The organism is Amycolatopsis sp. PS_44_ISF1 (genome assembly GCF_032335455.1).
GTDB lineage: Bacteria > Actinomycetota > Actinomycetes > Mycobacteriales > Pseudonocardiaceae > Amycolatopsis.
Genome location: NZ_JANUXO010000002.1, coordinates 1,585,950 through 1,608,538, shown reverse-complemented (window position 1 = coordinate 1,608,538; position 22,589 = coordinate 1,585,950). Strand labels below are relative to the sequence as shown.

19 protein-coding genes and 2 pseudogenes are annotated in these 22,589 nt (G+C 68.1%); 10 read left to right on the top strand and 11 right to left on the bottom strand.

The genetic code is table 11. The features are described from left to right. Positions 1-24: 24 nt before the first annotated feature. Positions 25-402 (top strand): annotated as a pseudogene (locus NYF13_RS21540) (undecaprenyl diphosphate synthase family protein); the annotation flags it as partial. Positions 403-1,217: 815 nt separating this feature from the next. Here NYF13_RS21540 and NYF13_RS21535 read toward each other — a convergent pair. Further along, on the bottom strand, positions 1,218-1,937 hold the full coding sequence (locus NYF13_RS21535; protein ID WP_315660386.1) for a cold shock domain-containing protein: 720 nt from the start codon (positions 1,935-1,937) through the stop codon (positions 1,218-1,220). Between the two features lie 30 nt (positions 1,938-1,967). Further along, positions 1,968-2,165 (bottom strand): annotated as a pseudogene (locus NYF13_RS21530) (cold-shock protein); the annotation flags it as partial. Positions 2,166-2,519: 354 nt separating this feature from the next. Between NYF13_RS21530 and NYF13_RS21525 the strand changes: the two are divergent. Further along, complete coding sequence (locus NYF13_RS21525; protein ID WP_315659147.1) at positions 2,520-3,449, top strand: hypothetical protein; 930 nt, start codon at positions 2,520-2,522, stop codon at positions 3,447-3,449. Here the strand turns inward: NYF13_RS21525 and NYF13_RS21520 are convergent. The 3 genes from NYF13_RS21520 to NYF13_RS21510 form a co-directional block, all read right to left on the bottom strand. After that, positions 3,403-3,591, bottom strand: coding sequence for a helix-turn-helix domain-containing protein (locus NYF13_RS21520; protein WP_396287696.1), 189 nt, complete (start codon positions 3,589-3,591; stop codon positions 3,403-3,405). The two genes, NYF13_RS21525 and NYF13_RS21520, sit on opposite strands and share 47 nt — an antisense overlap. A gap of 86 nt (positions 3,592-3,677) precedes the next feature. Then, a complete protein-coding gene (locus NYF13_RS21515; RefSeq protein WP_315659145.1) occupies positions 3,678-4,559 on the bottom strand; it encodes an LLM class flavin-dependent oxidoreductase in 882 nt (293 codons plus the stop codon). Positions 4,560-5,028: 469 nt separating this feature from the next. Continuing rightward, positions 5,029-5,775 carry a class I SAM-dependent methyltransferase gene (locus tag NYF13_RS21510; protein WP_315659144.1) on the bottom strand — a complete coding sequence of 249 codons (747 nt, stop codon included), beginning with the start codon at positions 5,773-5,775 and terminating at the stop codon, positions 5,029-5,031. A gap of 1,458 nt (positions 5,776-7,233) precedes the next feature. On the opposite strand from NYF13_RS21510, the gene NYF13_RS21505 reads away from it, so the two are divergent. Continuing rightward, positions 7,234-7,839, top strand: coding sequence for a hypothetical protein (locus tag NYF13_RS21505; RefSeq protein WP_315659143.1), 606 nt, complete (start codon positions 7,234-7,236; stop codon positions 7,837-7,839). A 494-nt stretch (positions 7,840-8,333) separates the two neighbouring features. Here NYF13_RS21505 and NYF13_RS21500 read toward each other — a convergent pair whose 3' ends face one another. After that, positions 8,334-9,107 carry a type I-E CRISPR-associated protein Cas6/Cse3/CasE gene (locus NYF13_RS21500; RefSeq protein ID WP_315659141.1) on the bottom strand — a complete coding sequence of 258 codons (774 nt, stop codon included), beginning with the start codon at positions 9,105-9,107 and terminating at the stop codon, positions 8,334-8,336. A gap of 405 nt (positions 9,108-9,512) precedes the next feature. On the opposite strand from NYF13_RS21500, the gene NYF13_RS21495 reads away from it, so the two are divergent. After that, the gene (locus tag NYF13_RS21495) at positions 9,513-9,986 is read left to right on the top strand and encodes a hypothetical protein (RefSeq protein ID WP_315657392.1); all 474 of its coding nucleotides are present in this window, start codon (positions 9,513-9,515) and stop codon (positions 9,984-9,986) included. Between the two features lie 67 nt (positions 9,987-10,053). Here the strand turns inward: NYF13_RS21495 and NYF13_RS21490 are convergent, their stop codons facing one another. Further along, positions 10,054-10,374 carry a hypothetical protein gene (locus tag NYF13_RS21490; RefSeq protein ID WP_315657394.1) on the bottom strand — a complete coding sequence of 107 codons (321 nt, stop codon included), beginning with the start codon at positions 10,372-10,374 and terminating at the stop codon, positions 10,054-10,056. Positions 10,375-10,416: 42 nt separating this feature from the next. Beyond that, positions 10,417-11,340 (bottom strand): OB-fold nucleic acid binding domain-containing protein, encoded by a 924-nt coding sequence (locus tag NYF13_RS21485; RefSeq protein ID WP_315659140.1) that lies wholly within the window; start codon positions 11,338-11,340, stop codon positions 10,417-10,419. Positions 11,341-11,526: 186 nt separating this feature from the next. On the opposite strand from NYF13_RS21485, the gene NYF13_RS21480 reads away from it, so the two are divergent. The 3 genes from NYF13_RS21480 to NYF13_RS21470 all read left to right on the top strand — a co-directional run bounded on the left by NYF13_RS21480 (position 11,527) and on the right by NYF13_RS21470 (position 14,542). Beyond that, positions 11,527-12,609 (top strand): site-specific integrase, encoded by a 1,083-nt coding sequence (locus NYF13_RS21480; protein ID WP_315659138.1) that lies wholly within the window; start codon positions 11,527-11,529, stop codon positions 12,607-12,609. Then, on the top strand, positions 12,606-12,935 hold the full coding sequence (locus NYF13_RS21475) for a helix-turn-helix transcriptional regulator (protein ID WP_315659137.1): 330 nt from the start codon (positions 12,606-12,608) through the stop codon (positions 12,933-12,935). The genes NYF13_RS21480 and NYF13_RS21475 overlap by 4 nt, the downstream gene beginning before the upstream one ends. A 425-nt stretch (positions 12,936-13,360) precedes the next feature. Beyond that, positions 13,361-14,542 carry a hypothetical protein gene (locus NYF13_RS21470; protein ID WP_315659136.1) on the top strand — a complete coding sequence of 394 codons (1,182 nt, stop codon included), beginning with the start codon at positions 13,361-13,363 and terminating at the stop codon, positions 14,540-14,542. Here the strand turns inward: NYF13_RS21470 and NYF13_RS21465 are convergent. Both NYF13_RS21465 and NYF13_RS21460 read right to left on the bottom strand, forming a co-directional pair. Further along, entirely contained in the window at positions 14,506-15,747 is a 1,242-nt protein-coding gene (locus NYF13_RS21465; RefSeq protein WP_315659135.1) for a lanthionine synthetase LanC family protein, read from the bottom strand. The genes NYF13_RS21470 and NYF13_RS21465 overlap by 37 nt on opposite strands. A gap of 242 nt (positions 15,748-15,989) precedes the next feature. Then, complete coding sequence (locus tag NYF13_RS21460) at positions 15,990-19,412, bottom strand: error-prone DNA polymerase (RefSeq protein ID WP_315660385.1); 3,423 nt, start codon at positions 19,410-19,412, stop codon at positions 15,990-15,992. A gap of 259 nt (positions 19,413-19,671) precedes the next feature. On the opposite strand from NYF13_RS21460, the gene NYF13_RS21455 reads away from it, so the two are divergent. Then, positions 19,672-20,121 (top strand): GNAT family N-acetyltransferase, encoded by a 450-nt coding sequence (locus NYF13_RS21455; protein WP_315659134.1) that lies wholly within the window; start codon positions 19,672-19,674, stop codon positions 20,119-20,121. A 209-nt stretch (positions 20,122-20,330) separates the two neighbouring features. Here NYF13_RS21455 and NYF13_RS21450 read toward each other — a convergent pair whose 3' ends face one another. Then, positions 20,331-20,849: a hypothetical protein gene (locus NYF13_RS21450; RefSeq protein WP_315659132.1), complete on the bottom strand. Its 519-nt coding sequence runs from the start codon at positions 20,847-20,849 to the stop codon at positions 20,331-20,333. Between the two features lie 398 nt (positions 20,850-21,247). Here NYF13_RS21450 and NYF13_RS21445 point away from each other — a divergent pair, with 398 nt between their 5' ends. After that, positions 21,248-21,781, top strand: coding sequence for a hypothetical protein (locus tag NYF13_RS21445; RefSeq protein ID WP_315659131.1), 534 nt, complete (start codon positions 21,248-21,250; stop codon positions 21,779-21,781). Positions 21,782-21,918: 137 nt separating this feature from the next. Beyond that, complete coding sequence (locus NYF13_RS21440; RefSeq protein ID WP_315659130.1) at positions 21,919-22,560, top strand: hypothetical protein; 642 nt, start codon at positions 21,919-21,921, stop codon at positions 22,558-22,560. Positions 22,561-22,589: the final 29 nt, after the last annotated feature.

The following is a 22,589-nucleotide window of genomic DNA, read 5'->3' as shown; positions in this document are numbered from 1 at the left end:
TGTTCCTCACAGGCCGACACCGGCTGGCGCGTCCACGTCGCCGCCGCACTCGACACACTGCCCGACACCACAACGCACGCCCTCATCGGCGCCGTCGACACCACCCGCGACTGCGACACCGAGCACCACATTACGCTGGCAACCGGCTACGGCGGCCGCCAGGAAGCCGTCGACGCAGTACGCGCGCTGCTGGCGGAGCACGCCGCCGCGGGGACACTTGACGCAGTGACCGACACCATGTCAACCGAAGACGTGTCGCGACACCTCTACACCGCGGGTCAACCCGACCCGGACCTGGTGATTCGCACCAGCGGGGAGCAACGGCTGTCCAGCTTCCTGATCTGGCGGACCGCCTACTCCGAACTGTACTTCTGCGACACCCTCTGGCCCGCCTTCCGCTAAGTCGACCAAGCCACAGCCGGTTCGGCGCGGTGGCGGTGAAGTCGTGTCGAACCAGGTCACCGTGGGCCGGTGGACCGGTCTTCTTGCCGTTGCGGCCGCGCGTCTGGCCGAACGCGTTCCACCAGCCCATCGACGAGCAGATCCGCCACGCGGTCCGATCCGCCACCGAGCAGCCGGCGTCGCTGGCCTCGTGGTGCGGGAACCGGTAGCCGGACTCCAGGTCATCGTGGTGGGCGTCGAACAACGCGTTCGCCCGATGAGCCTGTTCGAGCTCGGTGGCGGTGATCGGTCGGGCACGCCACCGGTAGTACGACTGTCGGGCGATGTCGAGTGCCCGGCATGATTTTGCCCGTGAATTGTGACCGCGCCTGTTCGCGGATTCCGACTGCGCATGTCGATCCCCCGCGATGATCGATGTCGCTCAGTGGTGACCGCGCTATGGCAATGTTGGATCAAGCGTAGCGGATGCCAGAGATACCTTCGCGCAACTCTTTCTCCGCTTCGATCTGTGAGGTCCACTCGTGGGGCTTGTCGCGTTGCGGCCAACCACGTTACCGGTCGCGGGCACCGGCAGTGGTGCGGTAAGTGGAACAGGTTGTCGCGCGGGTGATTGATGGACGCCGTGTTCCCGAACGGCCGATCAGCGGCATGAGTGGACGGTGGTCCGCAGCTCTCAGCGGCTTACGCCCGTTTCTGTCGTTCGGTGCTGGCTTGAATGGTTGGGGAGGCTGCAGCCGCGTTGCTGACGGCACCATCGACGGGGATGAACGAGCACTCTCGTGGGGAAGTGGTCAGCCATCGGTGGGGCCGCCTCTTCAGAGGCGTTCGATGCGGTCGGCCTGGGGGCCCCGGTCGCTCTGACGCACCGCGTACCGGACCCGGTCACCCTTCTGCAGCGGCTGTGACCCCATGATCACGGACGCGTGGGCGAAGAGATCGTCGCCGCCTGCGTCCGGGGTGATGAAGCCGAAGCCGCGGTCGTCGTCGTAGCGCGCGACGACGCCCTCGCCGCCTCGTGCGGGCACGTCCCGCGCCGCCGGCCCTGCGGCCGCGGCAGGTGCCGACCGCTGCGGCGCCGTCTGAGGCTCGGCGCCCCGGACCAGGTGCACGTCGCGGGCCTGCGGGCCCTTGTCGCCGCTAGCCACCTCGTAGGCGACGCGGTCGCCCTCCGCGAGCCACGTCAGCCCCTCGGTCAGGGCCCGGGCGTGGACGAAGACGTCCCCGGCGCCGGAGTCGGGGTTGATGAAGCCGAAGCCCTTGTCCTCGTCGTACCAGGCCACCGTGCCGTCGGCGCCGTCCGCGGTACCGGCCGCAGCGGGTGAGCCGACCCCGGCTCCCAGCGGGATCACGTGCCCGGCCTGCGGGCCGCGCTCGCCTTCGACGATCAGGAAGGCCACCCGCTGTCCCTCGGTGACCACGCCGCCGGTCACGATGGTGGAGCTGTGCACGAAGATGTCGGCGCCGCCGCCGTCCGGCGACGCGAAGCCGTACCCCTTGCCCGGTTCGTACCAGTTGATGGTGCCGAGCAGGCCCACGGCGCTGCCGGTGGCCGCGTCGGCGGTGACGCGAACGCGCAGCGCCTGGGGCCCGCGGTCGTTCTCGCCGACCTCGAACACGACGGCCTGACCCTCGCGGAGCACTTTCGCGCCGCCGTCCCCGACGATCTCGGAGGCGTGCACGAACACGTCCGGCGAGCCGTCCTCGGGCGCGAGGAAGCCGAAACCCCGTTCGGCGTCGAACCAACGGACGGTCCCTTGCAGCATCAACGGCTCCAGGTCGAGAGGGCGGGCACTGGCCCCCAGTCTCTCTGACAGACCTCCGGTCCGTCGGGCCGGGCCCATAGAGGGGCGGGGCGGAGCCAGGGGCGGGCCGTTGGTTCACCTAGCGACACACCGAGCTTCGGGACCAGGTCTGAGCCCCCAGCGCGAATCCGCTGGTCAGCCCTGTCCCCTATTCTTTGGTACTCCCGCCCCAAGTCCTGGCCAGGAACACCACGATCTCGCATAAGTCGGTGCCCTCCCCGAGTCCCAGCCAAGGCGGCGGCACGTACCAAACTTGTCCACCGAAGGAGGGAATACCGCCGCCACTGGCCTCGGACGTCCTCGCGCGGTGCTGCGATGTCGGCAGCTTGGGCGAACTCGTCGGCGAACTTCGCCGCGCGCATGGCGTCGGACGCCTACGGCTCCGCCCGCGACGCGTTCAGGAGCGCCCTGGCAGCTGGGGCTAGCGCCGAGAAGGCGAGGACAGCGGCGAACGACGCGGTGTCCGCCGCGCTGGCCACCGTCAAACGCAAGCAGGAAGAAGCGAACGGGATCCTGCTGCTGCACTGCAAGAGCCTTCCCGGCGGCATCGGCTACGACGAATGCATCCAGTTCGCGCAGATGTCCGACGCCGACAAGGCGATGCGCATCCTGAGTAATGACTCGCTCTGCCGGCACACCGAGAACATGGGGCGTGGCTTCCAGCAACAGTGCTTTGCCGCCGAGACGAGTCCCACCTTCGCCACTGACCTGGCCTTCACAGCGGCGGCTCAGGCACTCAATGAACTCGGCGCGATCTACGGCGCGGTGGCGACCACGGAAACCGCCCTGCTCGCCGGCTCACTGTGTGCGGCGTTCGAACCCTGCGGGCTCCTGGCCGCGTCGATCATCCCCGAGGGAACAGCCTTCACCTCGTGGATGGCCATCGCAACCGGAGATGCGCTCGTCACCGCGCGAGTCGGCGGCCTGGTCGAAGATAGTTTCGTCGACTCCATTGTCACGGACTCGCGGATCTCCGGCGCGGCCGACGACTTGTGGCGGCTATGCTCACCGAACAGTTTTTCTGGTCGTACAAGAGTTCTCATGGCCGATGGGCAAACTCGGCCCATCGAGGACCTTCACGCAGGGGACCAGGTCGCTGCCACGGACCCAGTCGGCAGGACAACTGCGCCGAACACCAACGGTGTGGCTTCGATCGGTGGCAAGGCAGGTGAGTTCCAGCGGTCCGGCCGCGAGCGCTTTACCAGGAGACCCGCCCATGGTCGGTGTCGTCGTGATGGTGGGTGAGGAGTTCGCCGGGCTGGCAGTCGAGGACGGTGCACAGGGCGGAGAGGGTGGAGAAGCGGATTGCGCGGGCGCGGCCGTTTTTGAACACGGCGAGGTTGGCCGGGGTGAGGCCCACTCGCTGGGCCAGCTCGGTCAGGGTCATGCCGCGCTGCGAGAGCAGCGCGTCGAGCCGACGCACTTCGCGGGTTCCGAGAACCCGGGGCGGGCGGCGGCCTGCCTGTCCGGTTGTCACTCGCGAGCGTTGATCAACTCGATCGTCGCTTCCAGCACACCCAGGCTCGTTCCCGCGGGCACCAGGATGAACTCATCCAGTCCCGCTTCTTCCGCACCATCCAGTGCCCGGTTCACGGCATCGGCGGTGAACGTCGGCATCGCCTGCGCGAACGACTCGATTCCCGGTCCGAAAATGGCCAGGTACTCGGCTGTGAACTCGCTCAGCCGCGGCCCTGGCTCGGGCTCTCCCAGCAGGTAGAAACAACCGCTGACCAGACGTGGTGGTTCTCGGTCAGCCGCGCTCCAGGCGTGTCGGGCGGCCCGAGCAGAGGCAGCCATTTCTTCGGGATCGCCTGCCATGCTGAAACTTGAAATGCCATCAGCCCACTTCGCTGCTCGAGCCATGGCCTTCGGGCCCAACGCGCCCGCCAGAATCGGGGGGCCGCCGGGCTGCAGGCAGGCTGGGCCGATCGGATCGGCGCCCGGGAAGGGCGGTTGGCCCGCCCAGAGTGACCGCAGGCCGGCCACTCCCTCATCGAGCCGATCGTGCCGGCGACTGAAGGATGCTTCGAGCGAACGGTAGTCATGCTCCCGTCCACCTACCCCGACGCCGAGGGTGACACGGCCACCGGACAGTACGTCCATCGTGGCGACCTGTTTGGCGATCAGCGCGATTGGATGCGCGGGCAGCACGGACAGATTGACGAAGATGCGGACGCGTTCGGTGAGCGCCGCGGCGGCTGACATGGTGATCCACATGTCCTGGTTGCGGAAAGTAAGTCGCTCGCCGCAAGAGATACTGGAGAACGGCCCTTGCTCGGCAAGGCGGCACCAGTCCACAGTCGATGCGCGGTCGTAGTCACGGCACATCGTCGGTAGTGCGATCCCAATATCCACAGCGGAATCCTATCGAAGCTCCGGGTGGGCAGATACGCCGACTCTTCAGAGAAGCGGCAGGAGTGCACAATCCGGTGGACTCTTCTCGCCGCCACGTCATCCTTCCCTCACCCGCGTCGCGGCTCGCGCGCAGATGTGCGGCGTGCCGTACTGCCCCGTGGACCGGCCACGCCACGACGGGCCTGTAGCACCTGCCGCAGCCGGGGAGTTCCAGCAGCACGGTGGGGTCAGGGCAAGTCTGCGATGAGCAGCCATAGCCCCTGGTCGAAGAGCGCGCTCAGGTCGGCCCCGGTCAGGTGTTTTTGCGCCTGGGCGAGGTGCGGGTAGTCGCCGTCTCGGATCGCCTAGCGCAGGACTTCGACGTCGGCCTCGTGATGGCCTGTGAGACTGGTGAGATCGCTTGTCAACTGTCGCGGGTTCTCCGCGGCGGTGACGGTGGTGTTGGTGACCGGGGGTGTGGCTGTTCTGGTCAGTTGGCCTGGAGCTCGAAGAAGAGGAAGCCCAGGAACCTCGTGCCGCCGAGCTTCCGGAATTCGTCGGGGAACAGGTCGGGGGCTTCGGGGGCGGCCGGTGGCTCGCTGATGGCGGTGATGCGGAAGCCGGCCCCGGTGAACGCGTCGGTCATGGCGTGCAGCGGGCGGTCCCAGAAGGTCAAGGGGGTGGACTGGCCGCCCAGCGTCCATTCTTCGGTGCGGCTGCGGGTCTGGAAGTAGCGGGGTTCCTCCCCGGCCTCGCGCTGCATCAAGGTGATGACGAAGGGGTGCTCGACCGAGACGAACAGTCGTCCGCCGGGTCTCAGGACCCGTCGCAGTTCGGTCAGCGCCGGCCCCCAGTCCTGCAGGTAGTGCAGCACCAGGGAAGCGACGACGACGAACTCACCGTCGGGGAAGGGCAGCGGATCGGCCAGATCGGTGACCCGCAGGTCGGCCTCGGCACCCAGCCGCCGTCGGGCCAGGCCCACCATGCCCGCGCTCGCGTCGATTCCGGTCACGACCGCGCCCCGCTCGCGCAGCGCGGCGAACAGGGGCCCGGAGCCGCACCCCGCGTCGAGGATCCGCCGGCCGGTCACCTCGCCCGCGAGAGTCAGCATCGCCGGCCGCTCGTAGTAGGCGTTCATCAGGCTGGTCTCGTTCTCGGCCGAGTATCCCTCGGCGATACCGTCATAACCGTGTTCCCTGGCAGCACCAGCGGTGCCCCCGCCGCTCTCCGACGTCATGCTGTCAAGACGTCCCGACGGTGCCGAAGTCGCCGGCGGCGTCGCTTGGCTAGGTGAGGCCGTATATTCAGCTATCGCGGATTGTCCGCAATTGTTGCGGTGAGTGATCACCCGGTGAGTGTCGGCTCGGAGTTGTGTCTGCCATTGCGCGAGCTTAGCCGTGGCGGGGTGGACCATCAGAACAGCGTTACCGGATCGCCACTCAAGCCGCTTCGCCCCAGTTGATCACATACAGTTAACAACCGGGCGAACTCGCGGCAGTGGGATAGGCGATCTCACCAGTCTCACGGCCAGTACCTGACGCGCACCGCAATTGCGAACGACCGGAATCTGCATCTGCCCACTTTTCGGCCCCGACGCTGGCGGTGACGCGGGGACCGGCCGTGCCGAGGCCGCGCTCCGCGGTCCTCGCGTTCACCGCGGCGGCGGGCGTCTCAGGTGATGGGTTCTTGGGGGAGCGTGCTTACGAGCCGTGCCCGCGTCGGTGTCGATGTGTCCAGTCGTAGTCTTTGCTGAGGTACTTGGCTGTGTCGGCGGCGTGCAGGTCTCGTCGTGTCTCTCTGAGCGAGCGCCAGCCGCCGATGATGGTTCGGCGACCGGCTCGTCGGCTGCGCCGATCCAGGAACGCCGCCAGGATGACCAGAGCAGCGATGGTCCCGACCATGCCCAGAAAGAGACTCATGTGCCCGCCGTTCGAGACGTCAGTTGGCGCCAGGGTAGCCCATGTGGTGTCCACGCTGCCCCTGAATGGTGCGGGTCGGAGCTAGATCTTGAGCGGCCTCGCCCCGACACCTCACACAACCTCGGCAGCCGATATCACCTCCCGGGCTTTACAGGAGAGGTGGCTTGACCTGCGTAAACTTGTGGGCCGCCAGGGGCTCGAACCCTGGACCCAAGGATCAAAAGCCCACGGTTCTATTGCGGTGATCTCGAATGCAGGGCTTCTACCTGCTATTTTACAGTCATCAAGATCATGTTTGCGATTGCGAACAGTCGGTCTGGGCTCCGTTATGTCTCCGTTCTTCCTGTCGTGCTCAAGGGGGTCGGATTCTCGGCATGATCAGGCGTTCTAATCTCTAGCGCTCTGGTCGGGAGTTGCTATGAGCCACTCAGTCAGCATCCTGCCGCTCGGGTCCATCCCCGTGGTGGTGACCGTCAGAACTGACCGCACATGCCCGCCATTTCTGGTCGCATTAAAGATCATCGGCATGATCGATATCGGTCGGAAGCGACCGCGCCCTGCATTGTCCTCATGGTCCAGCGTTCCATGCGCCTTGCACGCTACGGCGGACCGCGTTTCCGTCGCTGGGAGCGCCCGGACCCGAGGTCTCATCCGCTGCCCAAGCCGATGGCAGGCTAGTGTCCGGAATGCCGGTGGCTGGGCATCACCCTCATCGGCCTTGACGAGCTGGACGGGGGCGACGCGTGGTCAGGCTGGCAGGGGCGACGGGTGCGTCGATGTCGCTGGAAGCAGCCACGATGGCGCCGGAATGGTGTCTGGATCCGCAGCCGTGGTTTTCCTGTCTCGACTGCGGAGTAGGTCTCTACTGGGTTGACCTTGCCCACGGCGAGTTGCTGATCTGTGCCAATGCCCAATGTGTCGGTGCTGGGATCGAGGTGCCGGTGTGGCGTGCGCAGCAGCACCGCGAAGCGCTTGGCCTGGACCGGCCGGTGTCCGACGCGGGGTGGCCGCGGCCGGTGCTGGAGGGCCGACCGGTGCCGTACGTAACCCCGGTGACCGCCGGTCATCCGTGGTGGCGGCTGACCCACGGCCCACGCCTATTGCACTGCCAGAACGACTGGTGCTGCCAGGTATGTGGCCAGGGGCTGGAGGCAAGCGGGTGGGTCGTGGTGGACCCGCGCGGGATGGTGCAGACCGACGCGGCGATGCACGAGCGGTGCCTTCGGCTGGCCACCGCCGCCTGCCCGCATCTGCTCGCCGTGGCAGCGCAGCGGGCGGCGCAAGTGCGCCGCGCTGACATACACGGTGACGGTCGGCCGTTGCGCGACAGCGGTGCACTGACGCGGGAGCAGTGGACCGTACCTCGGCTGGGCGCGGCGTAGCCGATCAACGGAGCGCGTAGGAGCCCGGAGCGCGGTCACTGCTCGCGAACACAGGCATCCTGGCGGAGCGGCTGCGGTCGGTTCGAGCGGAGAAACGCGGTCGAAGCTCGCGGATAGAACCAATCCCCGCGCAGGCGGGGCGCATGCGCCCCGGCTGGACCCTCTTCGACACCGACGGAACCAATCCCCGCGCAGGCGGGGCGCATACTTGCTGACCTGGGTTTGTGCTGGGTTGGGTGCGGGTTTTCATTCGGTTTGTGTGGGTGAGGGTGAGCGGGTCTGCATCTGGGGGTTTTGGCGTGGTGTTGTCGAGGGAGGGCGGTGGGGTGCGGTGGAGTCGTGTGGGTCAAGGCTGCCTTGGTGGTTGGTGGTACGGCAGTGTGTGTTGCGGGTGTGGCGGCAGGTTGTGGTGTGTGTGCTGGTGGGGTGTGGTGCTGCTGGGGTTGGTTGGGTTTCGGTCGTCGGTGCGGCGGTGTGTCGTGTCGGGGGTTGTGTTAGTTCAGTGGTGCCACTGTGAGCAGTCCGCTGCCGTAGGCGCGGCCGGTGCCGGTGCCGGTGCCGGTGCCGGTGCCGGTGCCGGTGAGGATCGCGTGTCGGAGTTCGGTGGGTTCGGCGATGGTGGCTACGCCTTCGAGGAGGGTTGCGGTGATCGCTATGCGGCGTTGGTCTCGTTGCCGCCAGCCGGTCAGTTTGATCGTTTCCCCGCTTGCTTGTGCCGCCAGACCGCCATCGCCATCGCCGGCGCCGTCTCCGTCCTGCTGTGACTGCTCGGCGCCGCCGGTGCCCGGGCTGCCCGCCTCAGCTCGGGCATCATCGTCCGGCTGACCAGGGTTCTGTTGCTGGCCGTCGCCGGTCACGACCCGCCGCTGCTGCGCGTCCTCGCGGGGGCCCTGTACCGACGACTCGGCCACGGCTGGGGCGCCGATGGGGAAGAGTTCGAGCTGTCCGGCGGTGGCGAGTTCCCGGCGGCGCTGGTTGCCCAGGCGGCGGGCGCAGGTGATGTTGTCGGTGGTGGCGGCCAGACCGCGGGCGTCCCAGCCGTTGAGGCCGGCGCCGCAGGCGGGCAGCCACTGGCCGGTGACCTCGTGGACGGTGCCGGAGGGGGCGCGGCCGTGGGCGCCGGGATGGATAGCGGCCCACACCCGCGGGTCGGGCGGGAGCCGTGCCGAGCCGGGGCGGGTGTGCCGGATGCGGCGGCGGAAGGCATCCAGCCCGGTGTGGTGCAGCGCCGAGACGGGAAACAGGGCGGGTGGCTCCGGCGGGGTCACATCGGCCATACCCACCACGGTGGCACCGGTCCTCGGGCCAGGCCGGCACCCAAGCGGTGCTGCCCTGGCCTCCGGCTAGGCAAGCCGGTGGCGGACATGCTCATACCCGCATCGGCGTGATCTTGTTGACCCGTCTGGCGGTGTCGATTTCCTCGGTATTACGGGTTAGATGATGCCCAGGGGAGGGGCAAGGGGGATTTAACGTCCAATTCATTGTTCACTCATAATCAGTTTACAGCGTTTTCGACGAAGCTTATTTCTTTGCTTCCCCTTCCTGTGTTAAGCAGATTTTTGGATTCCGTTGTGCCAATTCATCGGCATAGTGAAGAGGGGAATTTTGTGAAGTTTTCCAGGGTGATGGGAACAGTCACGGCCGCCAGCGTGCTTTCGCTGGGGTGTGCGGGGATGGCTGACGCGTCCACGGCGTCGGCGCCTGCACACGTCCAGCGACTGAACGAGCGGGCGGGTGCCGTGCAGGTGAACGCCCAGGGCGACGTGGTGGTTCGTCTCGACCCGGCCAACCCGGCCGATGCCGCCCTGATGAAGCAGCTGAAGTCACCGGCCGGCATCGTGGTTCAGGGCCCGCACGGGTACGCCGAGACTGTGCTGGGCATCCTCGCGCTGCACGTCCACCTCGACAAGTACTTCACCGACCTGCTGAAGAAGGGTCTGACCGCGGCCGGTGGTATTACAGGGATCACCGTGGCGCTCGGTGGCGGCACCGCCGCCGCTGCGATCGCCTCGGCAATCGCGACGTCACTGGCCATCGTGACGTTGTGCACCAACGAGCAGGGAGAGCTCAACATCTACTTCCTCAACACCGGCTTCCCCATCCCGCCGGCACCGCTGCCCGTGCCCGTGTGTAACCCGTTCGACTAGGACCACTGCCGGCAAGCTCCCGGAATGGCAGACTGTCAGATCCGGGAGCCTGCGGGCTCAGGTCGTCTCACTGGAACGGTGAGCGCCAGTTGATCGAGCGCAACACACCGAAGGCGGCCAGCCACAGAAGCAACAGGACCGTAGCCGGCCACGCTGACATGTCGCTATCGGTAAAAGAGATTGTTGCTACCACGACAACCGCCAGCCCCAGCGTCAACAGCACCACGAAGCCGACCCGGTTAATCCTTTGCTCCCGCTGCTGATTCGTCATGGAAATATTATGGTGCTTCTTGCGATGTGATGGCAAATCATCCGGCTTGTTGGGTTTGGCCCCGGTCCCCGGGCCCGAGCCGGTGACGTCCTGCCGGTGAGATCGATCACGGCTCACGGCCTGCAGCTTAGGCTCGGACAAATCGCTGTTCCCTCGGGGTCAGCGGAAGTCGCGGGAGGCGGCGGCGAGGGTTGTGAGGTCGAGTGGGGTGATGTGGTCAGCGACGACGGAGACGGTGCCCTGCCCGGTTTGGGCGATGCCGCGGATGAGCAGGGCAGTGCTGGCCAGCAATGTCCGGCGGTGGCGTTGCCACAGGCCGGGGCTGACGACGATATTGACCATGCCGGTTTCGTCCTCGAGGTTGAGGAAGGTGATGCCGCCGGCGGTGGCGGGGCGTTGTTTGTGGGTGACGGCGCCGCCGACGGTGATGCGGGTCCCGTCCAGGACATCCAGGAGCCGGCCCGCAGGGAGGGCGCCGAGGGTCTCGAGGTGGGTGCGCAGGAACTGCACCGGGTGGACGCCGGGGGTGACGCCGTTGGCCCACAGGTCGGCGGAGGCGAGTTCGACGGCGGTCATGCCGGGCAGGGCGGGGGCGTCCTGGCCGAGGGCGAGGCCGGGCAGGTGCTCGGCGCGGGTGGCCGCGGCGGCGCCGGCGGCCCACAGGGCGGCGCGCCGGTCGGGGCCGAGGGGGGTGACGGTGCCCGCGGTCGCGAGGGCCTCGACCACGGGCCGGGTGAGCTGGATGCGTTCGGTCAGCTGGGCGATGGAGGTGTAGGGGCCGGCGGTGTCGCGTTCGGCGACGATGCGGTCGGCGACGGCCTGGCCGACGTGGCGGATCCCGGCCAGTCCGAGCCGGATCGCGACCCCACCGGCGCTGGCGGGGTCGGGTTCGAGGGTGGCGTGCGGCAGCGACAGGTTCAGGTCCGGCTCTCTGGTCACGACGCCGTGGCGGCGGGCGTCGGCGATGAGGGACTGCGGGGAGTAGAACCCCATCGGCTGGGCGCGCAGCAGCCCGGCGCAGAACGCCGCGGGGTAGTAGCGCTTGAACCACGCGGAGACGTAGACCAGCAGCGCGAATGACATGGAGTGGGCTTTGTGCGACACCGCCCGGGTTCGCTGGGGCGCCGGCGGTGGCGGCACGCCCCGAACTACGCAGGACCAGGGGTTCTCTCGCCGCGGTGTGATCTACTTAATGATGACAAAAATTCAGTATTCCTGAAAGAATAATTCAAGTTGTGATGATTCGTCGTGGCTTGTGAATTTGGGGTGGTGGGGTTGCCGCTGGCTGTGGTGCGGGACCTGCGTGACCGACGACCGCGGCTCAATCCGGAGCAGCTGCTGGATTTCGAGACCGACGTGATGGCGGGGTTCGTGCTGGCTCGCGCGTCGGCTGGCCTGGCGGACAGCACGATCCGGCACGACGTGTCGAACCTGGAACACCTGCGGGGGTGGTTTGAGCGGCCGCTGTGGGAGATGCAGCCCCCGGACGCCGACCGATACTTCGGCGAGGTGATGCGCACGGCCGCCAAGGGCACTCGTCACGCCCGCGCGCAGACCGTGACCACGTACTTCGAGTTCCTCGAGCTGCGGCACAAGGTCGAGCTGCACGAGCTGACCGGGCGCGTGGTCGAGTGCCCGATCGACGAGATGAACCGCCCCCGAGGCCACAAAGACGCGGCATTGCGAATCCCGCCGACCACGGTGGAGCTGGCTCAGCTGTTCGAGGGGTGGCGCGGGGAGCTGGCGACCTGCCGCAAGTTCGCGCCGACCGCCCGCAACTACACGGCGGCGAAGCTCTCGTCGCTGGTGGGTCTGCGGATCAACGAGGTCCGGTCCCTGGATCTGGACGACGTGAAGTGGCATCTCGGACCATTCGGCAAGCTGCACGTCCGGGTCGGCAAAGGAAGCCGAGGCAGCGGCCCGCGTGAGCGCATGGTGCCGCTGATCAACGGCGCCGACCGGTTGCTGCGCTGGTTCGTGGAGGATGTGTGGGGTCAGTTCGGCGAGGACCACGCCCGGCCGGGCGCGCCGCTGTTCCCGTCCGAACGGCGCGCCCGCGACGGGTCAGCCAGCCGCGTCGGGTGCAACGCCCTGCGAACGGGGCTGGTCGCGGCGACCGTGGAGTACTTGCCATCCTGGGCCGGTCGGCTGACGCCGCATATGCTGCGCCACTTCTGCGCCAGCGAGCTCTACCTCGCTGGCGCGGACCTGCTCTCAATCCAGGAAATCCTCGGGCACGCGTGGGTGGCCACGACCATGAAGTACGTCCACATTCACCGAACCCGCATCGAGGAGGCGCTGCTGGCCGGCCAGCAGCGCGCCGCACGGCGGCTGGAGGGACTGTTGCCATGAAGTGGAACCTGCGTCTGGCCGCCGCCAACCGCGGCATCTGGAAGGCCAGCGAGCTGCAGCGGATGCTGGCCGAACGCGGTGTCGTGTTCTCCGTGGGAAAGATGTCCGGGCTGTGGTCGGGAAACCCCGCGAGTTTCAAGGGCGCCGATCTCGATGCCCTGTGCGCGGTGCTCGACTGCGGGCTCGCGGAGATCATGGTCGCGGAGCCCGAGGCGTTCCCGGTGCCCGAGCGCGACGCCGCGCGCCCGACCGCGACCGGCGACACCAACTCGCCGCCGACGGTCACTCCGCGCCGCCGTGACGGGCGATCCTTGCCGCCGGAATGAGCGCACGGCCGGCCAAACGAACGGTCGACTCCTGCGAGAGCTGCTTGGGCTGGGGAGCGCTCTTCGCGAGGAAGCGGTGCAGGGCCTGTTACGAACATGACCGAACGCGACCGGACGGCACGTGCGCGACCTGCGCTCGGACCGCGTCGCTGCGTCGCGGACATTGCCGCCTGTGCTGGGAAAACGCCCGGACGCAGGCCCACGCCATCGGCAACCGCGTCATCACGGAGATCCACTGCGTCAGCGAGGTTCGCGATCTCCAACTGTACTTCACGAACCTCATCCCGCGCCGCCGAGCCGGCAGCAGCTCGAGTCGCTCGTTCACCAGTGCTCTTTCGGCTCCACCTCGGTGGAGGCCAGACCGGGGCGGTGGGCCGTCTGATGGCCAGTGCAGTCTCTTCCTCATCGACGAGGACGGAGCAACCGTGAGCATCGACGGCTTCCCGGTCACCGCGGGGCGTCGGGCCCTCGCCGCGGCGTTGCGGCTGGTGGACGAGACCAGCGAAAGGCACGGCTGGGGCGCGGCCGTGACAATCAACTGCCGGCGGGCCTTGACGATCGTGCTCGCCGGGTTCGTCGACGGCGACCGGTTCTCCCATTCCCGCCTGTATGCCATTCTGCGTGCGCCAGCGGTGCTGCTCTCGGTTGAGCGCTCGGCGGAGATCCTGGACGCTCTCGGCCTCTACGTCGACGATCGTCCGTCTCGCGTGGACACCGCGCTGAGCCGTGCCCTGACTGGTGTTGCTGCGGGAATCTCCGACGAGGTCGAACGGTGGGTCCGTGGCCTGATCGCCGGTGACGCGCGCCGGTCGCCGCGTCAGAAGCAGACCGCACTGCGCTACCTCCACAGCCTCCGCCCGGCGCTGGCGGCCTGGTCGCAGCGCTACGCTCACCTGCGGGAAGTCACCCGCGAGGACGTCCTGGACCAGCTGGCGTCGTTGTCGGGCAACACCCGCCAGGCGACGCTTGTGGCGCTGCGGTCGCTGTTTCGCACGTCGAAAAAGTCGGGCGTGGTCTTTCGCGACCCCACCAGCCGGATTCGGGTGGGCGCCTCGGTCGGTGCGATCTTGCAGCCCCTGCCTGACGAGCAGGTGCGGCAGACCGTCGCCGCGGCCGCGCGCCCGGCCGACCCGCTGATCCTCGCGCTGGCCACGATCCACGCTGCCCGCGGTCACACCATCCGTGCCGTGCTGCTGCAGGATGTCGACCTCGGCAACCGGCGCATTCTGCTCGCCGGCCGCGTCCACCCGCTCGACGAGCTCACGCACCGCGCCTTGCGCAGCTGGCTCGAGTACCGCCGCGCCACCTGGCCGGTCACGCCCAATCCGCACCTGCTGATCAACGTGCGCACCGCCGCGACCCCCGCGAAGGTCGGTCACGCCTGGCTGAGCAAGGTTTTCCGCGGCCTTCCCGCCACGCTGGAGCGCCTGCGCATGGACCGCCACCTCGACGAAGCCATCGCGTACCGCGCTGACCCCCGCCATCTGACCGCGGTGTTCGACATCGACGAGAAAACCGCGCTGCGCTACGCCAACTCCGCGCGACAGCTGCTCTCCACCGCGCTCGAAGACTACGACCGACCGGACTCCGTACCCGCACCTTCGTGACCTGCAAGATCAGTCACGGGACGGGTGACCGGGTGGCCCGGCCATGCTGTGGTGTAGGCCGGATCGTGGCCGGAACTGACTCGGGCGAACCTCAGCAGCTCGCGGATGATCCCGGCGTTGCCCATCGCCCAGCCCGTGCGAGGCTCCAGGACGCTGGGCGTCGCCCGGTGTTCGTGGTTGGACCAGCAGACCCCCCGGGCATCGGTGGTAGCCCGAGCGGCGAGGTCATCGACCAGCCCAGCACCGAAGCCGGACTGCTCCCGCCGCTCGACGTGCCGATCGCACGCCAGCGCGAGCACTCCGGCGGTGCCGCAGCACGAGCCGTTGTTGTCCCAGAATCCTGGGCGGATCCGGCGCGGCAGGCCGGACTGGGTGACGGTGTGCCAGCACCGATCGGCGAGAACGGCCCATGTCGGGTCGTCGGTGATCGCACCGAGCAGTCGAAAGGCCTGGGCGTCACCGGCAGGGCCATTGCACCAGCCGTAGCTGTAGCGCTCGATCAGGTCCGGCCGGTGTTGCGGGTCGGAGTGCGGAACGAGGAAACCGCTCGGCCCGGCCTCGTCACGGGCCACCACATCAGCGGCACCGGCCAGCGCCAGGTCGATCAGATCACGGCGGTCAGTGGCGGTTCCGATCGAGGCCAAGGCGACCACGATGCCGAGAGTGCCGTGGGCCAGGTGGTGAGATCGTGGCGGGCTGGGCCGGATCGCCCAGTTCACGCCGCCGGGAGTTGGATCGGCGGAGCGGAGATAGGGTTCGACGGCGAGGATGGCCAAGTCGCGATCACCGCAGGATAGTGCGCCCAGGCCGATACCGGCGTTGCCCGCCATCAGTTCGAACATGCTGCCCCATCGCTGCCCGTCGAAGCGAGAACGCACGTGGCGCAGCGCGGACCGTGCGGCGGTCGTCGCGGAGGCGTCGTCCAGCAGAGTGCCGACGGCGTGGAGGGCGAACGCCATGCCGGTCAAGCCGAAGTAGAGCGAGCAGTCCTTGTCGCGATCGACTGCCGCCGCGATGGCGCGCGCACCTCGTTGGGCGGCGTCGCCGTAGCGGTCGTCGCCGAAGTGGCGCTGGGCTTCCAGCAATGCGAGCACGATCCCCGCTGCTCCGCTGTAGAGGAACGGGTCCACCTCGTCGTCGGTCGCGGTGCTTCCCCAGACTAGGCCGGCATCGGTGGTCCGCGCGGCGCTCAGCAACCAATCCACGGCCTCCACGGCAAGGCCTTCGGCCATCGCACCGCGCGAGGCACCGAGTGACTCAACGTGCCCAACTCGCATCGTCACACATTAGCCTCGACCCGCTGACGGCTTGATCGCCCATCGTCCGTCGCGGACAGGCGAGGAACCTCTGAGCATTGCGCTTGGCAGCTGGTGACGCTTATCGGCGTTGTGGTGCAGCCTCTCCTCGGGAGCAGCGACCTCTGCCGGTGCACATTGCCGCCGCCCGCTCAGTCACCTGAACCTCGTGGCGCGCTCTCGGGACCGGCCGGCTCGACGCCGCCGCCCAGCCGCCGGGCCCCGTCGTGGTGCCGGCAATATAGGTGCCCGCCGTCCGTCGCAACCGGCAACATCTGCTCGAACGCGCGCGCCTCGTCGGTGTCGGGCACCGACGCCGTCGTCCACGCGTAGCCAGCGCCCCGCCGCACCGCGGCCAACGCACGCCCACGCAGATCGCCGCGCACCCACCGCGGCTGCGCGGTCGACCAGTCGTAGCGCGACAACACGGCCAACGCCAACGGCCGACCGTAGCCGCGGCGCCGATAGCCCGGCGCTACTCGGACGTGCTCCAGTACCCCGCAACGGTCCGTGGCGCATACGAACAGGGTCGCTTCCCCGACCACCCACCCGTCGAGGCGTAGCTCGATCCGGCCGGCCGCTGAACTGACCGCACCATCCAGTGCGAGCGCGACCAGCTCAAAACCCGTTCCTGCGGCCTCACTCAGCTCGACCTGCTCGTAGGCAGGGTCAACGAGCGCCCACGCGTGGTCCTCGTGGCCGCTCTCCCAGCAGACACCACACACGAGTTCGTACAGGCGCAGCGACGTGTTCCAGGAGAATGTCCCGGAGTCCCGCACCCGTGCTCGCGCGGGCAGTTCGACGGCGGCGAGCAGCTGACACCCCCCATCCGGCAGGAGCATCCACCGCAGTGCCGGCCGGACCGGAACGTCGCCCGAGCCAAACTCGTTGTGCGAACCGGACCGAAGCTTGTCACGGCCCCCGAAGACTTGCCCGACCATCAGCGTCAGATGGCTGTTGTGGTGACCGACCGAAGGCAGCGCTCGGCCACAAGCCCCGCCGACGGCATGGCCGCGCCGCCACGACGCACGCCGCTCGTGCCCGTGGCGCGAACCATTGGCCGCCAACGCTTCGCTTGACCTGAACCCGACCCGTCGTACGCTCAAAATCCGACACCTGAGCATCCGGTTCCGCTCGAAGGACCTTCGGAATTCCTGAACCCGTGGCAGTCCGGGGAAGCCATACCCGCTGAAGGCGTGGATCTGCTCGAAGATGCGCACGGCGAGGTCGCGGGGGATGTCGTGGGCGTCGGTGCCGGCGAAGAACCGGCCCGCCAGGCGCCGCATCTTCGTGCTGGAGCGTTTCGCCCCCATCGCCCGCCGCAGCTGGTCGGCCTCGGCCGGAGTGAAGCCGGCGACGTCGCGGGCCATCTGCATCACCTGCTCCTGGAACAGCGGCACCCCGAGCGTGCGGTCCAGGGCGGGGGCGAGCAGCGGGTGGGCGTGCTCCCAGGGAGCACCATCACGCCGGCGCAGGTAGGGGTGCACCGAGCCGCCCTGGATCGGGCCGGGCCGGATGAGGGCGACCTCGACGACGAGGTCGTAGAACTCCCGCGGCCGCAGCCGGGGCAGCGTCGCCAGCTGTGCCCTCGACTCGACCTGGAACACCCCGACCGCGTCGGCGGCGCACAGCATGTCGTACACAGCCGGGTCCGCGAGGTCGAGTGCGCCCAGGTCGACCTCGACGTGGTGATGTTCGGCGACGAGGTCGGTCATGTAGTGCAGCGCGGAGAGCATCCCCAGCCCGAGCAGGTCGAACTTCGTCAATCCGATTGCGGCGCAGTCGTCTTTGTCCCACTGCAGCACCGACCGGTCCTCGGCGGTGGCCCACTCGACCGGCACCACCTCCGATACCGGGGTGTCGGCGATGACCATCCCCCCGGAATGCACCCCGAGGTGACGTGGGGTGTCCTGCAGCCAGCCGGCGTAGATCAGCACCTGCTCGGGGATGTCGTGGCCCAGCCGCCCGTCGGGGCCGGGGGTGCGGGCGTCGTAGACCGAGCCCCACCGGTCGACCTGTTTGCCGAACGCGTCCTGCTGGCCGGGGGAGTAGCCCAGGGCCTTGGCGGCGTCGCGCACGGCGGAGCGGGGCCGGTAGGTGATGACGTTGGCGACCTGGGCGGCGTGGAAGCGGCCGTGCCGGTGGTAGACGTACTGGATCGCCTCCTCGCGGCGGTCGGACTCGATGTCCACATCGATGTCCGGCGGCCCGTCCCGCTCCGGCGCGAGGAACCGCTCGAACAGCAGCTTCCACTTGACCGCGTCGACATTGGAGATCCGCAGCGCGAAACACACCGCGGAGTTCGCCGCCGATCCGCGGCCCTGGGCCAGGATCCCGGCCTCACGGCAGAAGCGGACGATGTCCCACACCACCAGGAAATATCCGGGGAACCCGAGCTCGGCGATGACGGTGAGTTCGTGCTCGAGCTGGGCGTAAGCCTGCGGGGCCTCGGCGGGGGTGCCGTAGCGCTCGGCGGCGCCGGTGTAGGTGAGGTGGCGCAGGTAGGCGTTCTCGTCGGCGAAGCCGCCGGGGACGGGGAACGGGGGTAGTTCCGGGGCGATCAGGGCGAGGTCGAAGGCGACTTCGACGCCGAGCTGGGCGGCGCGCGCGACGGCACCGGGGTAGCGGGCGAAGATCTCGGCCTGCTCGGCGCCGGTGCGGATGAACGCCATCGCATCCGGCGGCAGCCACGGCTCCATCTGCTCGATCGAGCGGCCCGCGCGGATCGCGGCGACCATGTCCGCGTGCGCGCCCCGGGTCGGCCGGTCGTAGTGCACCACGTTGGTCGCGACCGTGGGCAGACCGTACTCGCCGGCCATCGCGGCGAGGAGGTCGTTGTGGGTGTCGTCCAGCGGCAGCCCCAGGTCATACAGCTCGACCGCGACGTGCTCGGCGCCGAACCGCCCGGCCAGCCCGCGTAGTTGCCGGGCCGCCGCAGCCGGCCCGGCTTCCACTAGCGCCCGGCGGACCAGGCCTTTGCGGCAGCCGGACAGGACCAGCACGTGCCCGCGCAGTTCCTCGGTCACCTCGTCGAGGTCGTAGACGGGGCAGCCTTTCGCGCCGGCCAGCTGGGCGCGGGAGAGGACCCGGCAGATCCGCCGGTAGCCCTCCAGCCCGCGGGCGATGACGTGCAGGTGCGCCCCGGCCGGATCCGGCACCCCGGACTGGCGGCCCCGCAGGCCGAGTGACAGCTCGGCCCCGAACCCGGTGCGCAGCCCGAGCTCGCGGGCGGCCTCGGCGAACCGGACAGCGCCGTACATGCCGTCGTGATCCGAAAGCACCATCGCATCCAGCCCGGACCGCACCGCCTGCTCCACCAGCTCCTCCGGCGAGCACACCCCATCCAGGAAGGAAAAGTAGGAGTGGGCGTGGAGTTCGGCGTAGGGGACCCGCGGGGTCTCGACCTCCAGGTCCGCCCGCGGCACCAGCCCGGCCGGGCGCCGGTAGCCGTCGCGTTTGCGGGACCAGGCGGGGGAGTCCCCGCCGTTCCCGCGCACGGTGGTCCGGTCCCGGCCGGCCGCGATCCGCTCCAGCTCCCGCCACGGCAGGCCGGGCTTGTTGGTGAACGACAACAGGGCTCTCCCACGGCGGGTCGTGTCGCCGTGGGGAAGGCGGCGATCTAGGCTCGGTATCGAACTGATGTACTAGGGTTGTCCGTCACCGCATCTTGCGCTTCATCTGCGGCGATGTGCAACATGGACACCATCGCATTGGGCCGAACAGGTGAAGGGGGCGTCGATGGCGGCTCAAGACGAGCCTGATCCGGGCCTCCTATTCCGGCCGGCCGGGTCGCACTCGCGGTGCCTGCATAGCCACCGGCTCGATCTGGCCGGGATGGCCCCTACCTCCAGCAACGACCACGACCTGCAACTCGGTTGGCCCGGCCTGGACCACATCATCCTTCGCAGCGCCGGCACCCCGCCGGGTCCGGACCCGCGGATGGTTGAACTGGTGGCGCATCCGCCGGACCGGCCCGCCGGCGTCGGCTACCTCGCACTGCAGATCCATGGTCGCGCTGTCGCCGACATCGACCTGCAGCTGTGCCAGCTCGACCACATCGGGGTGATCGAGCAGGTCAGCGTGGACCTCGGCTACCGGCGCCGCGGCCTGGCCACCGTTCTCGTCGCTGCCGCACTCGCCCGCGGCCCCGGATTCTCCTGGTCGACCACGGCAATCGACGCCACGGTCGCAGCCCGGGCGTTCTGGGCCTCGCTCGACACCGCCGAGCCCCTGCAGTTCGGCCAGCCGCGATACTGCAACCACATGACCGGCGACGGGCTGTAACCCGCTCGATATGCTCGTCTCGTAAGGCGGGGGACCCGGTGGAGCCGAGCTAGGCGACGTCGGGGTGATCGCAGCCGTGGAAATGATCATTTTGGTGGATCCGCGGTCATCCGGGCGGTAGCTCAACGATGGCGGCAGGCCTGGCACCTGCCACTCCCGACGGTCGGCTCGCGCGACCATGGTGAACGACTCGCGGGCCGGGAACCGGCTTACGCCTCGTCGAAGGGGGTCGTGGTGTGAGTTCGGCCCGCGCGTGCTTCGTCGAGCATCTGCTGGGCGAGCTTGAGCGTGCGGGCGGCGTCATCCCATCCGGGTGCGCGGGGATCGGCGTGCGCCGGTTCCGAGTCGCTGCTGACCAGTTTGAGGATCTGGTTCGCCGCGACCACGGCCTGCTCGGCAGCAGCGAACCCGGTCCGCCACTGGTCCTTGTCGGCGTCGAAGGCGACGTCGGACAGCCGAGCTTCGGCCCAGCGCAGTTCCCACCGCGCCGCTGCGCGGGCGTCCTCGCCGGGGAGTTCGATCGTGCCGGGCATGGCAATATATCCGCAGCCGGGCGCCTCGGAGATGTCGGTGGCCAGGGCCAGCAGCCGACCGGTTTCCCGGTAGAGCACGCTGAGCAGGCCGGCGATTTCCAAGTGCCCGCGCACCTCGTCCGGCCAGCCCTCGAGCTCGATATGCCGGGCCACCAAATCCGGGTCACGCCCGATGCCGCGCACGGTCGCCCGCATACGTTCAAGCATGGACAAGGCCCCGCCCCTTCCCTCGTCGCCCGGCTCCCCGTGGGGACTGATCGTGCCAGCATCGCGGCGCAGCCGACCGCACCGCGACTCGGCCAGTCGGGTGATCCACACAGGGGCCACGTGCCGTGCCCAGGCAAATGACTCTTTTCGACGTTGTTCCTGTTCAGGGCCGCGCTCGCTCGTGAGTCACAGGGTGAATCACCAGGGCCTTCGGTGAGCGCTGCCGATCGCGGTATCGCTTCGCACGTAGCCTGGCGGAGTCTCAATGCCGTGGCGAAGGAGGTGGTGAATCTTAGCGTCTGACACCACCTTGATGAGAATGCACCGCTCGCTTGAGCGGCCGCCGATTTTCGGCCGGCAACCAACTACTAGGAGATGGGGGCGAGATGCCCGACGAGACGATCGATGACGACCTGGGCCGCGACGGTTCGACGACCAGCCTGAGGGTCGCCACGAGTGGCGAGCGCATCCGGGCCGGTAAAATCTACGTGATTACACCCGGCGGTGCGGTATCCCGCAACGATCAGCTGGAATACCTGTTTATTCAACCCGATCATCTGTGGCGGATATCCTGGTCGACGACGGTCGCCGGGTTGGTCGAGCTGGTTCGCGACGACCACGGCATTACCTGGACTAACCCGGTGTGGTCGACGGCGGCCGGACTGCTGGGTGTGCGCCCGTGTGTTGATCGGGCGCACCCGCTCGTCGGTGTGAGCGTGGAACAACTGAGGACGGTGACGTCGACCATCGTCAACCAGATGACGAACTTCTCACCCGTCACCTGGGCCCGTGTGGCTGTCCCAACCGGGTACACCGTCGACATCGTCCGGCCCGAATTGGTCTACGGGACGATCGGCGAGCATCGTCGAGGGCTGGAAGCGGATTCAGATCCGGACACGAGATTATGGAATCGCTCGTAAGTAATTCGTCAGATCACGTGAAATAGCTGGCCAAGACGATGGTCGACGCGAGTGGCGAGCCACAGTTCGGCGCTACACCCGCCCGCCGGTGCAACCGGCAGGCAACACGTGGAAAACCGATGTAGCAGAGGAGAATTATGCGGATCGTCGAAGTCATTCCCGGCCTCAACCTGGATGAAGAGATTTTCGGTGCTGCGGCCGATTGTCTAGCCGCTCATGCACCCGCCCACTGTGCGCTCACCTGGGAAGCATTTGCTGACCCTGCTCGGTGGTGGCTGGTACCGAGTCCTGATGACGATGAAACCGGCATCCCGTTGGCCTATAAGGCCGAATTTGTTGTGGTCCAGACCGTGGATCTGACCAACAAAATCAACATCTGGTATCGCCCGGACCTCCGAGCCGGAGAGATCTCCAAGCCCCATACACATCCGTGGATCGTCATGGAAGCCCATCCCGCAATGGGTGGATACGAAGATGAACACTGGAACCGTACTGCCACTGGATTGTTGGTGCAGAAAGGAAGTCAGCTCAATGTCCCCGGCTCTGTGAATCGGATCTTCGATCGCGACTACCACGAGGTGACCTACGTTGCCGCGCCTGGCCGCACGGTCTCGGTCATCGTCTGCGGCCGGTGGCTTCACGACGAGGACAGCAAGGGCCTTTGGGGTCATTTGGACCTCGACACCGGCTGCCACGTCCCGGTGCAGCGTGACCCCGTCGAGCAGGAACGGTTCCGGGTGCGGATGTACCGGATCAACCCGCAGCACGCCGCAGTCTAGGAAAGTCCTTGAGAGTTGTTGCTCGGCTG